General features: G+C 70.5%; 9 protein-coding genes. 4 read left to right on the top strand and 5 right to left on the bottom strand.

Annotated elements, in window-relative coordinates; genetic code table 11:
• A partial coding sequence (soxR, locus tag ABZ260_RS34770) for a redox-sensitive transcriptional activator SoxR (RefSeq protein WP_355626165.1) occupies window positions 1-408 on the bottom strand: 408 nt, incomplete at its 3' end.
• A gap of 450 nt (window positions 409-858) precedes the next feature.
• Window positions 859-1,737 (bottom strand): alpha/beta hydrolase, encoded by an 879-nt coding sequence (locus ABZ260_RS34765; RefSeq protein WP_355626163.1) that lies wholly within the window; start codon window positions 1,735-1,737, stop codon window positions 859-861.
• Between the two features lie 157 nt (window positions 1,738-1,894).
• On the opposite strand from ABZ260_RS34765, the gene ABZ260_RS34760 reads away from it, so the two are divergent.
• The gene (locus ABZ260_RS34760) at window positions 1,895-5,248 is read left to right on the top strand and encodes a BTAD domain-containing putative transcriptional regulator (RefSeq protein WP_355626161.1); all 3,354 of its coding nucleotides are present in this window, start codon (window positions 1,895-1,897) and stop codon (window positions 5,246-5,248) included.
• A gap of 434 nt (window positions 5,249-5,682) precedes the next feature.
• Window positions 5,683-6,609 (top strand): nitroreductase/quinone reductase family protein, encoded by a 927-nt coding sequence (locus ABZ260_RS34755; RefSeq protein ID WP_355626159.1) that lies wholly within the window; start codon window positions 5,683-5,685, stop codon window positions 6,607-6,609.
• Window positions 6,610-6,777: 168 nt separating this feature from the next.
• On the opposite strand, the gene ABZ260_RS34750 is transcribed toward ABZ260_RS34755, so the two are convergent.
• Window positions 6,778-7,359 carry a GNAT family N-acetyltransferase gene (locus tag ABZ260_RS34750; RefSeq protein ID WP_355626157.1) on the bottom strand — a complete coding sequence of 194 codons (582 nt, stop codon included), beginning with the start codon at window positions 7,357-7,359 and terminating at the stop codon, window positions 6,778-6,780.
• A 4-nt stretch (window positions 7,360-7,363) separates the two neighbouring features.
• Window positions 7,364-7,966, bottom strand: coding sequence for a superoxide dismutase (locus ABZ260_RS34745; protein ID WP_355626155.1), 603 nt, complete (start codon window positions 7,964-7,966; stop codon window positions 7,364-7,366).
• Window positions 7,967-8,385: 419 nt separating this feature from the next.
• Here ABZ260_RS34745 and ABZ260_RS34740 point away from each other — a divergent pair, with 419 nt between their 5' ends.
• The gene (locus tag ABZ260_RS34740; RefSeq protein WP_355555969.1) at window positions 8,386-8,751 is read left to right on the top strand and encodes a nuclear transport factor 2 family protein; all 366 of its coding nucleotides are present in this window, start codon (window positions 8,386-8,388) and stop codon (window positions 8,749-8,751) included.
• 91 nt (window positions 8,752-8,842) lie between these two features.
• Here ABZ260_RS34740 and ABZ260_RS34735 read toward each other — a convergent pair whose 3' ends face one another.
• Window positions 8,843-9,388: a MarR family transcriptional regulator gene (locus ABZ260_RS34735; RefSeq protein ID WP_355555966.1), complete on the bottom strand. Its 546-nt coding sequence runs from the start codon at window positions 9,386-9,388 to the stop codon at window positions 8,843-8,845.
• Window positions 9,389-9,482: 94 nt separating this feature from the next.
• Between ABZ260_RS34735 and icmF the strand changes: the two genes are divergently transcribed.
• A partial coding sequence (gene icmF, locus ABZ260_RS34730) for a fused isobutyryl-CoA mutase/GTPase IcmF (protein WP_355626153.1) occupies window positions 9,483-12,139 on the top strand: 2,657 nt, incomplete at its 3' end.

Raw genomic sequence — 12,139 nt, 5'->3', positions numbered from 1 at the left:
GTCACCGGGATTGACCAGCAGGCACTGGTCGAAGGACAGGCAACCGCAGCCGATGCACTCGGTGAACCGATCGCGCATGCGCTCCAACTTCTCGATGCGGCCGTTGATGGCCTCGCTCCAGCACTCCGACGCCTTCAGCCACAGCTCCCGGGTAGGCGAGACATCGTGCGGCAGGTACTCCAGGACGCCTTCGATCACCGACAGGGGGATGCCGACGTTTTGCGAGGCGCGGATGAACGCCAGCCTGCGCAGCGTGCTGCGGTGGTAGCGACGCTGGTTGCCGGTGGTGCGGCGGCTGGCGATGAGCCCCTTGCGCTCGTAGAAGCGCAAGGCGGAGGCGGGCACGCCGCTGCGCTCGGACAACTCTCCGATGGTCAACTCCGTAACGATCACTTCGGAATCCGGCATACGGCCAACCTAGCTTGACCTAAACCTTGGTTTAACAATGAACCTGGTCCGCGAGGCGCCGGAAGGACGCCGCATATCCCTTGTGACCAGTGGAGGAACTGTTGTCCGAAGAGCCGCTTCAACTCACGGTGACCGTCGGCGGCGTACGGGACGGCAGGCTCGGCCATGCCCCGGTCCATCGGCTACGCCATGCCCAAGGGCGCCGACGTGCTCACCTCGACGCTCGCCAAGCGGCTCGGAGCGAGGAATTCATCACGCGGGGAGCCGTCATTCACGCTCCTGGGGACGTGCGCTTCGAGGAACGCGCCGATCCGAGGACCATCAACCCGAAGTGATCATCCGGACTGTCGCCACCTGCGTGTGCGGGTCCGGCCTGTGGGACCAGCACGACGTCAACGCGGTCTCCGGGCCGCCGCCGTCGCCCCGGCGGCCGTCCAGGCAGACGGTGTTCTACCTGGCCAGAAGGTCACGCAGTGCCTTGACGACATCGGCGGGGGCCTCTTCGGCCATGAAGTGGCCGCAGGAGACGGTGGCGTGTTCCTGGTGGGGCGCCCACGCCTCCCACAGGGCGGCGGCGTCGAAGCCGAGGGCCGTGCCCCAGTCCTGCTGCAGGACGGCCACCGGCATGCGCAACCGGTTCCCGGCCTGGCGGTCTGCCTGGTCGTGCTCGACATCGATGGCGGCCGATGCCCGGTAGTCGGCGACGATGGAGGGGACGGCTTCGCGGGAGGCCTTCAGGTAGGCGGTGCGGATGTCGGCGGGGATCGCCTCCGGATCCCGGGTCCAGATGTCCAGGAAGTAGCCGAAGAAGACGTCCGCGCTGGCGCTGATCATCTGTTCGGGCAGGCTGGGCGGCTGGGCCATCAGGTAGAGATGAAAGCCGACGGCGGCGGAGGTGCCGTGCATCACGTCCCACATGTCCAGCGTCGGCAGGACGTCGAGCGAGGCGAGATGGGTGATCGTATCGGGGTGGTCCAGCCCGGCGCGGATGGCGACCAGGGCGCCCCGGTCGTGGCCCGCCAGGGCGAAGCGCTCGTGGCCGAAGGCGCGCGCGAGGGCGACGATGTCGGCGGCCATGGTGCGCTTGGAGTAGGTGTGCCCATCGGTATCGGCCGGCTTGTCGCTGTCACCGTAGCCGCGCAGGTCGGGGCAGATGACGGTGTGATCGGAGGCCAGGTCTGCGGCGACGTGCCGCCACATCAGGTGGGTCTGGGGGAATCCGTGCAGCAGCACGACGGGGCTGCCGGAGCCGCCGACGGCGACGTTGAGTGACACGCCTTCGGTGACGGTGACGCGCTGGTAGTCGAATCCGGTGATCCTGGGTTCCATGGCAAGGACCCTTTCCGCTAGGTCTGTCTGTTCTTGTCGAGCGACTGCGACCAGCCTGCCCGCCGCCGCTCAGCAGCCGGTCAGCGGCGGCTGAGCGGTGGCCGAACGGCGCTGCCGACAAGGGCCCACCCGAGACGGCCGGATAACATCGGGTGACATGACCGGCGAGGCGACGGCACGAGCGGTGACCTTCGGCGTGCTGGGCCCTCTGGAGGCTTCGGACGAGCACGGTCCACTTCCGTTGAAAGGTCCCCGGCATCGAGCGGTACTGGCGCGGCTGCTGATCGCCAGGGGCAGGGTCGTCCCGGTCGACCGGCTCGTCGGCGATCTGTGGGAGCGGCCCCCGGACGGGGCGGTCGGGGTGATCCAGACGTTCGTCTCCGCGCTGCGCCGCGCTCTGGAACCCGACCGCCCTCCCCGGCAGCCCGCCCGGCTGCTGGTGACGGCCTCCCCCGGTTACGCGCTACGGGCGGAGCGGCGGTCGGTGGACGCCTGGCGGTTCGAGGCGGCGACGGGTGAGGCCGGCTCGCTGCTGGCGGCGGGGCGGGCCGGGGAGGCGTTGGTCGGCCTGGAGGAGGCGCTGGCCCTGTGGCAGGGTCCGGCGTACGCGGAGTTCGCGGAGGAGACGTGGGCACGCGGAGAGATCGCCCGCCTGGACGGCCTGCGGTTGCTGGCCGTGGAGCGGCGTGCGGAGGCGCTGCTGGAGCTGGGGCGGGCCGCCGAGGCGGTGCCTGACCTGGAGGCCCACGCCGCGGGCCATTCGTTGCGCGAGGACGCCTGGAGGCTGCTGGCGCTGTCGCTGTACCGGTCGGGCCGGCAGGGCGATGCCCTGGCCGTCCTGCGCCAGGCCCGGGAGGTGCTGGCCGGGGAACTGGGGGTGGATCCCGGCCCCGGGCTGCGGGGGCTGGAGGCCGACATCCTCGCCCAGGCTCCCCATCTCACCGCCCCCGCCAGGGCCGGCGGCGGCACCGGCATCATGGTGTCACCGCGGGAGGCGCCCCCTGATCCTGCCGGACGGCCGTTCGTCGGACGCGCGCAGGAGCTGGGTCACCTGGAAGAGGCCGCGGCGGCCGCCGTGCGGCAGGGCAGGATCGCCCTGGCCCTGGTCTCCGGCGACGCCGGCGCGGGAAAGACCGCGCTCGCCGAGGCGCTCACGGGCACGCTGACGGCGCGGGGCTGGACCACGGCATGGGGCCGCAGCCCCGAGCATGACGGGGTGCCCGGCACCTGGCTGTGGACACAGATCGTCGGGGGCCTGGCCGCCGCCGGGGCCGAGCCCGCCCCGGCCTCGGCCCTTGTGCCGGACGGCGCAGCGACCACACCGTCCGCGGCCCGGTTTCGCATGCACCACGCGGCCGCCTCCTACCTGGCCGCGGTAGCGAGGCGAGCACCGGTGCTGGTGGTCTTCGACGATCTGCACCGGGCAGCAGAGGAGACTCTGGACCTGCTGGCCACCCTGGTGACGGAACCCGTCGCCGGGCCGATACTGCTCGTCGGGACCTACCGGGCCACCGAGATCTCCCCCGTCCTGACCGACGCGCTCGCCGGGTTCGCCCGCGTGGAACCGGCCCGGGTGTACGTCGGCGGCCTGTCCGAGGCGGCCACGGGCGAGCTCGTCCGTGCCGTCGTCCAGCGGGACGTGGACGCACGGACCGCGCGGGTGATCCACCGGCGCAGCGGCGGCAACCCGTTCTTCGTCCGCGAGCTCGCGCGGCTGGTCAACGCTGAGGGACCCGCGGCACTCGACGCCGTTCCCGCGGGCGTGCGGGACGTCATCCGCCACCGGCTGGCGCGGCTACCGCAACCGGCACGGGCGGTGCTGCGGCAGGCGGCCGTGATCGGCCGGGACATCGACGTGGACGTGCTGGTCGCCCTGGCGGCAGACGAGGACCTCGTGGTCGACGCCCTGGAGTCCGCACTGCTCGCGGGCTTTTTGACCGAGCGGGAACCGGGTCGGCTGCGGTTCGCCCACGCCCTGGTGCGCGACACGCTTTACGACGACATCTCCAGGCCACGCCGGGCGCGCTGGCACGCCGCCGTCGCCGAGACGATCGAGCAGCTGCACCCGGGGGACATCACCTCGCTCGCCCACCACTTCGGCCACGCCGAGAGCCGGCCTACGGCCGCCCGGGCCGCCCGCTACGCCCGCGCGGCGGCGCTGCAGGCCGAGCGAGGATTCGCCCCGCACGAAGCCGCACGACTGTGGCGGCAGGCCCTCGCCGCCCACGACCGGGCAGAGGAGGGCGACGTGCGCGGCCGGCTGGAGGCGGTCATGGGCATGGTGCGGGCACTGGCCGTGACCGGCTCCCTGGAAAGCGCCAGGCAGTACCGCGCGGAGGCGATCGCCACAGCCGAGGAGCTCGGCGACCCGCACTTGACCGCCGAGGTGATCAGCGCCTTCGACGTGCCCGCGATCTGGACCCGCAACGACGACGAGGACCTCGCCCGGCAGATCGTCCATGCGATCGAACGCACTCTGACCGCCCTGCCCGAGGGCCAGGCGGCACAGCGCAGCCGTCTGCTGAGCACCCTCGCCCTGGAACTGCGCGGCGCCCCCACCGACCGCGGACGTCAGGCGGCGCGGGAGGCGGAGGCGATCGCCCGTCGGCTGGGAGACCCGGCCCTGCTCGCCTTCGCCCTCAACGGCCGCTTCATGCAGGCCTTCCAGCAGGCCGGAATGGCCCCGCGACGCGCCCGGATCGGCGATGAACTGGTCGATCTGGCCACCCGGCACCACCTGGTGACCTTCGAGGTACTCGGACACCTCATCCTCATCCAGGCCCACTCCGCGCTCGCCGACTTCGTCACGGCCGACGCGCACGCCGCAGCCACGGACCGTCTCGCCGAACAGCACGACATCCCCCTCGCGGGCGTGTTCACCCGGTGGTACGCCGCTCTGCGGCTGGCCGTCACCGGCCATCTGGTCGAGGCGGAGGCCGCCTACCGCGCCGCGAGCACCGCACTCGCCGGCAGCGGCATGCCGGGGATGGAGCAGGGCATTCTCCCTCTCGCCCTGCTGTGCCTGCGCATCCAGCGGGGCGAGCGACCAGAGGCGGACGAGGAGGCGGACTGGGGCCCGTACGCGCCCTGGGCCCGACCCCTGATCCTGCTCGCCGCGGGCCGCCGCGACGAAGCCGAAGTGGCCGCGAAGACCCTCCCCGACTCACCCCGCGACCTGCTCTGCGAGGTCCGCACCTGCCTCGCCGCCCGGACGGCCATCGGTGTCGGCGACCGATCGGCGATGGAGCGTGCCTACGCCCAGCTACGATCCGCCTCGGGGGAACTGGCCGGAGCGGGCAGCGGCCTGCTCACCCTCGGCCCCGTAGCGCTTCATCTCGGCGATCTCGCCGTCGCCCTCGGACACCGCGACGAGGCCCCGGACCATTACCGGCAGGCGCTGACGATCGCGAACAAGGCCGCCGCGCCGCTCTGGGCAACCGCCGCCCGCGACGCGCTCGACCGCCTTGACAGCGGACGACCGGACACGTCTCTCCCAAACGGCCGCCGGTGAGAGTGGCGTCTGTGACAGCGGCCGAGTTCGGCCCGACGCACGTGCGTGATCTTCGGCGTTGACAGGCGGCCACCGGGTGTGTGTAATGGCTCCGGTGTCGTGTGACGCCGACCAAAGAGCAGTGGGCCGGTCGGCGATCGGGCGAACACCCTTCACGCAGAGGACCCGCCATGAGTTCGTACTCAGCGCCCTGTATCTGACGTAGCGCAGCCGCACGTCGTCTCTCACTCTTCGAGTTCCGGGCACCGCCATGCGTGCCCTGGACTTCCGCACCGCGTCAGGCCGTCAGCGGCGGCGCGCCGTCCGCTGTCCGCTGTCCGCGTACGGCGGGAGGCGCGGCGGTCGCTCCGTGCCGCGCGTATCACCGCCATCCACCATCACCGCAGTCACTGCGGATCCACGTACCTTTTCCGGAGACAGAAAACCGTATGCCCATGTCTTTCGACCAATCGATCATCGAGGAGTTCCGCGCCAACGGAGGGAAGGTCGGTGGCCCCTTCGAAGGCGGGGATCTCCTGCTGCTGACGACCACCGGCGCGAAGTCGGGGACGGAGCGGACCACTCCCCTCGGCTACGTCCGCCACGGCGATTCACTGCTGATCGTCGGATCCAACCTCGGTGCCCCGTCTCACCCCGGCTGGTACCACAACCTGCTCGCCCATCCCGTGGTACGGGTGGAGGTCGGCACCGAGACCTTCGAAGCACTCGCGGTTCCCGCCGAAGGGGCGCGACGCGAGGAACTGTTCGGACATGTCGTGCGGGTGGCGCCCGGATACGGCGACTACCAGGTCCGGACCACCCGGCCCCTGCCTGTCGTGGTGCTGGAGCGTGCCGAGCCCGACGCCTGGGAGGGTCCCCGCGAGGTCCACAGCCTCGCCGACAAGCTGATGGAGGTCCATACCTGGCTGCGTGCCCAGTTGCGTCAGGTGAGTGCGGAGGTCGACGCCCACTTCGCCGCACAGGCGGCCCATCATGGTCCCGGCGAACCGCCGGGACCGGGTCTCGGGCTGCAGATCCGGCAGCGCTGCCTGGCGTTCTGCCAGTCTTTGGAATTCCATCACAGCAGCGAGGACGCGCACCTGTTCCCCGGAATCGCTGGCTATCACCCCCATCTGGCCGACACCTTCGACCGGCTCCGCGACGAACACCGCACCGTCGCGGACATTCAAGACCGGCTGGTGGCCTTGCTGGCCGACATCGGCATCGCCGACCCTCGGTGTTTCCGCGCCGAGCTGGACCGGATGTCGGCGGAGCTGAACGCGCACCTCGACTACGAGGAGGAGGCGCTTCTCCCTCTCCTCGCCGAGGTTCCGTGGCCTCCGCCTCCTCCCGTGCAACCGGCTGACGACAGCACCGTCTGACGGGGCACCAGGGAGAGCGTGTCATGAGCGCTCGGCCGGCTCCGACGGGGAACCGTCCCGACCATCTCCTCATCAGCAGCCGCAGACCGTCCCGGGTGTGCTCGACCCCCGCCGGCACTGAGAACCGGTCTTGCGGAAGCGGTTGACGGAGATCGGCTACGGGCCTGATCAGGTTCTGCCCTCGCGGTGCGAGGCGGGCCAGGACGGTGGTCTGCGCATGATCAGGCGGGTTGCGCCGGCCTGCTCGTACAGCATGACCGACCGCCACCCCCGCCTGCGGTACAGGCCCAGCGCCGTGGTCGCGGCCGAGTGGGTGGTGAGCCACGCCGGTCCATCACCTTTCATGGCGAGGACGCTGTCGTGGAGGGCGGCTCCGAGGCCACGGCCGCGGCAGTGCGGAAGCACGCCCAGCTCGCGGAGGGTGAAGTCGTCGTGGGGCTGCCCGCAGGTCAGGGTCGCCAGCCGTGAGCAGCTCACCCCGTAGGCGAAGCCGCACACCTCGTCCTCGCTGTCGCCGTCCACGGCGATGGCGAGGACGAACCCTGGTCGGCGGCTGTCGGCCAGCAGGCGGGCCGCGACCCCGCGCGCCGACGGGTACGGCTCACACCACGGCGGCCGGGTGAACACCTGCCCGCCCACGTCGGCCACGGCCGGAAGGAACGGCCGTACCTGGCCGGCGCGGACGAGCCGGATCTCATGACGCGCGGCGCCCGCCGCACCGGCCGTCCGGTGGGCGGGTGCCGCGCTCATGGGGTCAGGCGCCCTTGGCCGCGGTGAAGCGGGCGATGACGTCGTTCCAGTTGATCAGGGTCCACAACTTCTCGACGTAGTCAGGGCGCACGTTGCGGTACTGCAGGTAGTAGGCGTGCTCCCAGGCGTCGAAGACCAGCAGCGGGGTGGTGTTGAGGCCGACGTTGCCGTGGTGGTCGTAGACCTGCTCGACGACCAGGCGGCGCCCCAGCGGTTCCCAGGCCAGGATGCCCCAGCCGGAGCCCTGCACGCCCGCGGTGGCGGTGGTGAGCTGCTTTTTGAAGGCCTCGAAAGAGCCGAAGTGCTCGTCGATGGCCGCGGCCAGTTCCCCGTCGGGGCGGTCGCCGCCGTCGGGTGAGAGGTTCTGCCAGAAGATCGAGTGCAGTACGTGCCCGGACAGGTTGAAGGCGAAGGTCTTCTCCAGGCCGACCAGCCCGCCGAACTCGCTCTTGTCGCGGGCCTCGGCCAGCTTCTCCAGGGTGTCGTTGGCGCCCTTGACGTAGGCGGCGTGGTGCTTGGAGTGGTGCAACTCCAGGATCTCCCCGGTGATCGCGGGCTCCAGGGCCGCGTAGTCGTAGGGCATATCGGGAAGGGTGTACTCACCCATCGCTTCTCTCCTCTGACTTGCTCCTGCAAATAATATGCAATAACTCTAGCCATGCAACTACTTGCACAGAAGCGGGCGTGCCGGATGATCCTCAGGACTTCCCGCAGCCCTCACACCGGCCACACGGGAGCCGACCGGCCTCGAGGGTGAAGCAGGGCCGTCTCCACCCGGCTCGCCGACGGTGATCTCATCGACGCCCCACCCGGGAACATCCAGCGCATCACTAATGGGCTGTCTGTCCGGAACCCTCGTAGCACCCCACCCCGGCAGCCTCGACCACTGACGGACTTGAACGATCGTGCTGCCGGAGTCCAGATCCATAGCTGAAACTTCTAGTTTCTAGCAGATTCATCTGTTGGACTTCTGATCGGCGAGCGACCACGCTGGTGGGCACCGAGGTCCAACATCAGGAGGAATCCATGCCGGAGTACGAGAAGGCCATGCGGCCCGAAGACATCACCCGCCTGTTCGTCGAACGATCCAACGCCGGCGACGCGGCCGGAGTGGCCGCGCTCTACGAGGAGGACGCGGTGATGGCCTACCCGCCCGGCGGCCGGACGGTGGGCCGGGAGGCGATCCGCGCGCTGTGGGAGAAGGTGCTGGCCGGCCGTCCCCGCTTCGAGCAGGAACAACCGCTGCCGACGCTGATCAGCGGCGACATCGCCCTCACCTCGACCCCGCCGAAGGACGGGAGCGGCGCCCGCGCGCAGGTCGTCCGGCGCCAGCCCGACGGCAGCTGGCTGCGCCTGCTCGACCAGCCCGAGTTCGTTCCCCCCACCCGCTGAACCGCCGGGGCCGGGGTCGGGGAGGCCGAGCTCCCCCAGGGACGCGTCGGCATCGCGCGCTCCAGGATGGCCCTGATGAGCACGCCCCCGGCTACGGGTGCACGGGGAGGTCGCGCGGGCTCGTTCCGGCCTGGCCGGGCCGATGGACGTCGCCCAGGGCGGCGCGGATGTCACGCAGGTGGGCGGTGGTCTCGACGGCCTGGGCGCGGGTGAGGTCGGCCAGGCCGAACGAGCTCTCGTTGAGCGCCTCGGTCGCCTGCCATGCCAGGGTCTGCCCGGCGGAGGTGATCCTGGCCAGGACCACGCGCCGGTCGTCGGGGGAGACACGCCGTTCCACGAGCCCGCGCTGCTCCAGGCGGGTGACGACGTTGGTCACGGAGGCGGGGTGCACCATCAGCCGCTCCCCCATCTTTCCCATCGGCAGCGCCCCCCGCGCGAATGCCAGCAGTTGCAACGCCTCGTAGGCGGCGAAGGTCAGGCCGTACGGCTTGAGGGTCTCCTCGATCCGGCTCAGCAGCAGTTGCTGCACCCGCATGACGGAGGTGACGGTGGCCATGTGGTCGGCATGTTCCGGCCAGCGGGCGTTCCACTGCCGGTGAGCTTCGGCGATGGAGTCGAAAGAGGGTGAACTAGGCACCGGCTCACGGTACTTGACCTGATCCCGATCACCTATGTACTTTAATGCCAAAATATTTGATGTCCAAGGATTTATTACCCTCCAGGAGAGTCCGGTGCCACGCTCCGACGACCACTCCCGCGTCAACGGCTCGCTGCACGTTCCCACCCAGCCGGTGCGTTTCGTCACCGCCGCCGCGCTGTTCGACGGGCATGACGCGGCGATCAACATCATGCGGCGGATCCTGCAGGCGCAGGGAGCCGAAGTGATCCACCTGGGCCACAACCGCTCGGTGCGGGAAGTGGTCGACGCGGTCATGGAGGAGGACGCTCAGGGAGTGGCGGTCAGCTCCTACCAGGGCGGGCACATCGAGTACTTCGAATATCTCGCCTCGGCGCTCGGGCAGGCAGGGCTGGGACACGTCCAGATCTTCGGCGGCGGCGGTGGCGTCATCGTGCCGGAGGAGATCGCCCGGCTGGCCGAGTCGGGGGTGCGGATCTTCTCCCCCGAGGACGGCCAGCGGTTCGGCCTGCCAGGAATGATCAATCGGCTCATCCGTGAGTCGGACGTCGATCTCGCCGCGCGGCCGGCGCCGGTCGAGAGCGTGCTGGCGGGTGAGCGGACGGCGCTGGCGCGCGTGATCACCTGCCTGCAGGGCGGGACACTGCCGGAGGCCGACCGGCGGGTACTGGCGGACGCGGCCACCGGTCGCCGGGTGCCGGTGCTCGGTATCACCGGCACCGGCGGGTCTGGCAAGTCCTCCCTCACCGACGAGCTGGTACGCCGGTTCCGCACCGACCAGCAGGACAAACTCCGGGTGGCCGTGCTGGCGGTGGATCCGACCCGGCGCCGTGGCGGCGGCGCGCTGCTGGGCGACCGGATCCGGATGAACACCCTGGACGGCGACCGCGTCTTCTTCCGATCCCTGGCCACCCGGGGCGCCCACGAGCTGCCCGAGAACATCGGCGCGGTGATCGAGGCGTGCAAGGCCGCCGGATACGACCTGGTGATCCTGGAGACTCCGGGCATCGGCCAGGGCGACGCCGCGATCGTCCCGCTCGTCGACGTCGCGCTGTATGTGATGACGCCCGAGTTCGGCGCGGCGTCCCAGCTTGAGAAGATCGACATGCTGGACTTCGCCGACGTGGTGGCGATCAACAAGTTCGAACGGCGTGGCGCTGCCGACGCGCTGCGCGACGTGTCACGGCAGCTGATCCGCAACCGGGAGGCCTTCGGCGCCCGGCCCGAGGACATGCCGGTGTTCGGTACCAGCGCGGCCACCTTCAACGACGACGGTGTCACCGCCCTGTACCAGCACCTGAGCGGCCTGCTGGCCCAAGGCGGCCTGCCGCTCCAGCCCGGTGTCCTGCCCGAGGTGAGCGGCCGCGCGTCCACCGGTGCGGCCCAGATCGTCCCACCCGGCAGGATCCGCTACCTCGCCGAGATCGCCGAGACCGTGCGTGGCTACCACGCCGAGACCGCCCGGCAGATCGAGGCCGCCCGGCGCCTGCAGCGGCTGACCGAGGTGGCGGCCGAGCTCACCGGATCGCCCGCCGCGGCCGTCGCCGAGCTGGCCGACCAGGCCAGAGCCGACCTCGCACCGGCGAACGCGGAGCTCATCGGCGGCTGGCCGGCGGTCGTCGAGGCGTACTCAGGCCAGGAGCAGGTGGTGCGGGTCCGCGACCGGGAGTCGCGCACCCGGCTCACCCGCGAGTCGCTCTCGGGCAGCACGATTCCACGGGTGGCGCTGCCGCGCTACACCGACCACGGGGAACTGCTGCGCTTCCTGCGGAGCGAGAACCTGCCCGGCCGTTTCCCGTTCACGGCCGGGGTCTTCCCGTTCAAGCGCGAGGGCGAGGACCCGGCCCGGATGTTCGCCGGCGAGGGGGACGCCTTCCGCACCAACCGGCGCTTCAAACTGCTGTCGGCCGACAGCGAGGCCACCCGGCTGTCCACCGCGTTCGACTCGGTCACCCTGTACGGCCGCGACCCCGGCCAGAGCCCCGACGTCTACGGCAAGGTCGGTACCTCCGGCGTGTCGATCGCGACCTTGGAGGACATGAAGGCGCTCTACGACGGGTTCGACCTGTCCGCACCGGCCACGTCGGTGTCCATGACCATCAACGGCCCCGCCCCCACGATCCTGGCCTTCTTCCTCAACACCGCCATCGACCAGGCGCTCGATCGCCACCGCGACTCGCACGGCCGCGAGCCCTCGCCCGAGGAGGCGGCCAAGCTGCGCGCCCGGACACTGGCCACCGTGCGCGGCACCGTGCAGGCCGACATCCTCAAGGAGGACCAGGGCCAGAACACCTGCATCTTCTCCACCGAGTTCTCGCTCCGGATGATGGGCGACATCCAGGAGTGGTTCATCCACAACGGGGTGCGTAACTTCTACTCGGTGTCGATCTCCGGCTACCACATCGCCGAGGCCGGGGCCAACCCCATCAGCCAGCTCGCCTTCACGCTGACCAACGGCTTCACCTACGTGGAGTCCTATCTGGCCCGAGGCATGAACATCGACGACTTCGCGCCCAACCTGTCGTTCTTCTTCTCCAACGGCATGGATCCCGAGTACAGCGTGCTCGGCCGGGTCGCGCGGCGGATCTGGGCGGTCGCGATGCGGGAGCGCTACGGCGCGAACGAGCGGTCACAGAAGCTCAAGTACCACATCCAGACCTCCGGCCGGTCGCTGCACGCCCAGGAGATGGACTTCAACGACATCCGCACCACGTTGCAGGCCCTCATCGCGATCTACGACAACTGGGAGGC

The organism is Streptosporangium sp. NPDC006013 (assembly GCF_040614275.1).
GTDB lineage: Bacteria > Actinomycetota > Actinomycetes > Streptosporangiales > Streptosporangiaceae > Streptosporangium.
Note: the sequence above shows the minus strand (reverse complement) of the source record. Positions and strands in the feature narration are given on the sequence as shown.